General features: G+C 79.2%; 2 protein-coding genes. One reads left to right on the top strand and one right to left on the bottom strand.

All coding sequences use genetic code 11. The features are described 5' to 3' along the window. Positions 1 to 1,850: AAA family ATPase (locus GTR00_RS18130; RefSeq protein ID WP_166612976.1), on the top strand; the 1,850-nt coding region annotated here is incomplete at its 5' end. A 68-nt stretch (positions 1,851 to 1,918) separates the two neighbouring features. Here the strand turns inward: GTR00_RS18130 and GTR00_RS18125 are convergent. Continuing rightward, positions 1,919 to 2,889, bottom strand: a 971-nt coding sequence (locus GTR00_RS18125; RefSeq protein ID WP_205706130.1) for a GNAT family N-acetyltransferase, incomplete at its 5' end; no start/stop codon positions are given.

Here is a 2,889-nt window from a genome sequence, read left to right as displayed (position 1 = left end):
GGCAGCAGGGGGCGGCCGGCGCCGCCCGCCTGGCCACCGGCCGCCCCCTGCTGCCGGCGCTGCCGTCCGTGGACCCGCTGTACCTGATGTCCGGGCTGTTCTTCGCCGCCCTCATCGCCGTGCTGCTCGGGCAGACGCTGCTCTCGGGGCGCTCCCCGCACGTGCTCTACCGGCCCGAGCAGATCGACGTCACCCTCGACGACGTCAAGGGCCTGGCGCCCGTGAAGGAGGAGGTCGAGCGCAGCCTGGACCTGTTCCTGTCCGCGCGCAGCTTCCGGCGCGACATGGGCGGGCGCCCGCGCCGCGGCCTGCTCTTCGAGGGCAGCCCGGGCACCGGCAAGACCCACGTGGCCAAGGCGATGGCCCACGAGGCGGGCGTGCCCTTCCTCTTCGTCTCCGCGACCTCCTTCCAGTCCATGTGGTACGGCGCCACCGCCCGCAAGGTGCGCTCCTACTTCCGCGCCCTGCGCCGCGCCGCCCGCGCCGAGGGCGGCGCGATCGGCTTCATCGAGGAGATCGACGCCATCGCCGCGGCCCGCGGCTCGGTGGCGGCCGCGAGCCCGCTGCCGCCGTCCGCGCCGGCCACCGGCGTGCTGGGCTGCGGGGGCCTGACCGGCCTGGCGGTGGGCCCGGCCGCCGCGCCCGCGGTGCGCGTGGAGCGCCTGGCCAGCACCGAGGGTCCCAGCGGCGTCGTCAACGAGCTGCTCGTGCAGATGCAGTCCTTCGACGAGCCCACCGCCGGCGAGCGGCTGCGCGGCTGGGCGGTGGACGCCGTCAACCGCTTCCTGCCCGCCCACCGGCGCCTGGCCCGCCCGCGCCCCGAGCCCGTCGAGGTCCTCGTCATCGCCGCCACCAACCGCGCCGACGCCCTGGACCCGGCGCTGCTGCGCCCGGGCCGCTTCGACCGCCGCCTCGCCTTCGGCCTGCCCGACCGCGCCGGCCGGCGCGAGCTCGTCGACCACTTCCTGGCCCGCAAGGCGCACGAGCCGCAGCTGGACGAGCCCGAGCGCCGCGACGCCCTCGCCGGCATCACCAACGGCTACAGCCCCGTGATGATCGAGGGCCTCCTGGACGAGGCCCTGGTCAACGCGGTGCGCCGCGACGCGGACGGCATGAGCTGGGCGGACGTGGAGCACGCCCGCCTGGTCACCGAGGTGGGCCTGGGCCAGCCCGTGGCCTACACCGCCCACGAGGAGCGGCTCATCGCCACCCACGAGGCCGGGCACGCCACCGTCGCCTGGCTGGTGGCGCCCCAGCGCCGCCTGGAGGTCCTCACCATCGTCAAGCGCGCCTCCTCCCTGGGGCTGCTGGCCCACGGCGACGCCGAGGACGTCTACACCCGCTCGCGCGCCGAGCTGTCCGGCCTCATCGAGATCGCCTTCGGCGGCCAGGTCGCCGAGGAGCTCTTCCTCGGCGACGTGTCCACCGGCCCGGCCGGCGACCTGCAGGCCGCCACCACCACCGCGGCGCAGATGGTCGGCGCCGCCGGCATGGCGGGCACCCTGGTGTCCTTCACCGCCGTGCAGAACGGCGCGCTGGCCGACGGCAACCTCGTCGCCCGCGTCCTGGGCGACACCGAGGGGCGGCGGCTGGTGGAGAACCTGCTCTCCGAGCGCAAGGAGGCCGTGCGCGAGCTGCTGGGCCGCCACCGCCACCTCGTCGCGGCGCTGCGCGACGCCCTGCTGGAGCGCCACGAGCTCATCGGCTCGGAGATCACCGACGTCCTGGAGGCGGCGCGGGCCGCCCACCCCGCCGCGCAGCAGCCGGAGGCGCAGGAGCCCGCCGCGCGCGTGCTCGACCTGCGCGACGGCGCGGTGCACCGCACGTCCCCGGGCCCGTCCCGGGGCTGACCCGCGCGCCCGCGCCCGGAGGGGAGGCGCGGGCGCGCGGGGGGGCGCGGCGCCCCGGGCGCCGCCGCTCAGGCGCCGGGCCGCACCCGGTAGTGGTAGGCGTGGTGCACCGCGAAGCCCGCCCCCTCGTACAGGGCGCGGGCGCCGGCGTTCGCCGCGGCCACCTGCAGGAACGCCGAGGCCGCCCCGCGCGCGCGGCCCCAGTCGGCCACCTCCGCCAGCAGCCGGCGGGCCAGGCCGCGCCGGCGGTGCGAGGCGGCGACCTCCACGGCCGACACCCCCACCCAGCCCGGGCTGAGCGAGCCGCGCGCCACGGCCACCGCGGCACCGCGGTCCAGGACGCGCACGAACACCTGCGCGTCGGCCGAGAGCAGCACCCGCCGCCCCGCCGGGGGGACGGCCGCCCCGCCGCGGTAGTGGTAGCCGGCCAGCCACCCCTCGTCCGGCTCGGCGGAGGAGAGCACCGTGCACCCGGCCGGCAGCGGCGCCGCGCCGGCGCCGGGCAGGGCGCGCACGGCGGCGGTCAGCACCAGCGTCGGGGTGTCCACCGCCCAGCCGCGCGCGGCCAGCTCGCGCGCCACCGCCGGCTCCTGCGGCGCGAGCTCCGCGGCGTGCGGCACGGCCACCCACGCCGGCAGCCCGCGCCGGGCGTAGAAGTCCTCCACCGCGGCCACCGCCGCGGGCAGCGGCACGCCCGGCGAGCCCAGCGCCAGCGCCGAGTTCGCCCGGCCGGTGAAGCCGCCCGCCGCCCGCAGCCGCCACCCGCCCAGCCGCTCGACCTCGTGCGGGCGCCAGTGCGCGGCCGCCACGAGCTCCAGCTCCTCCACGCCGACGGCCGCGTGCGGGGCGCCGCGCCGGCGCGGGGGAGGGGGCACGGCCTTGGCGGCCAGCACGTCGGCGCGGCGCACCCGCACCGGCCCGCGGCGCGTGGCCACCACCAGCGCCTCGCCGTCGGCGTCGGTCAGCTCGCCCAGGGCGTCGCCGGCGGAGCCGTCGGCCAGCCGGTGGCGCACCACCACCCGCGCGCCCACCACCAGCT

It is taken from the genome of Kineococcus indalonis, from assembly GCF_009906395.1.
In the GTDB taxonomy this organism is placed as follows: Bacteria; Actinomycetota; Actinomycetes; order Actinomycetales; family Kineococcaceae; genus Kineococcus; species Kineococcus indalonis.
The sequence above is the reverse complement of the archived record's forward strand: the minus strand, read 5'-3'. Positions and strand labels throughout refer to the sequence as shown.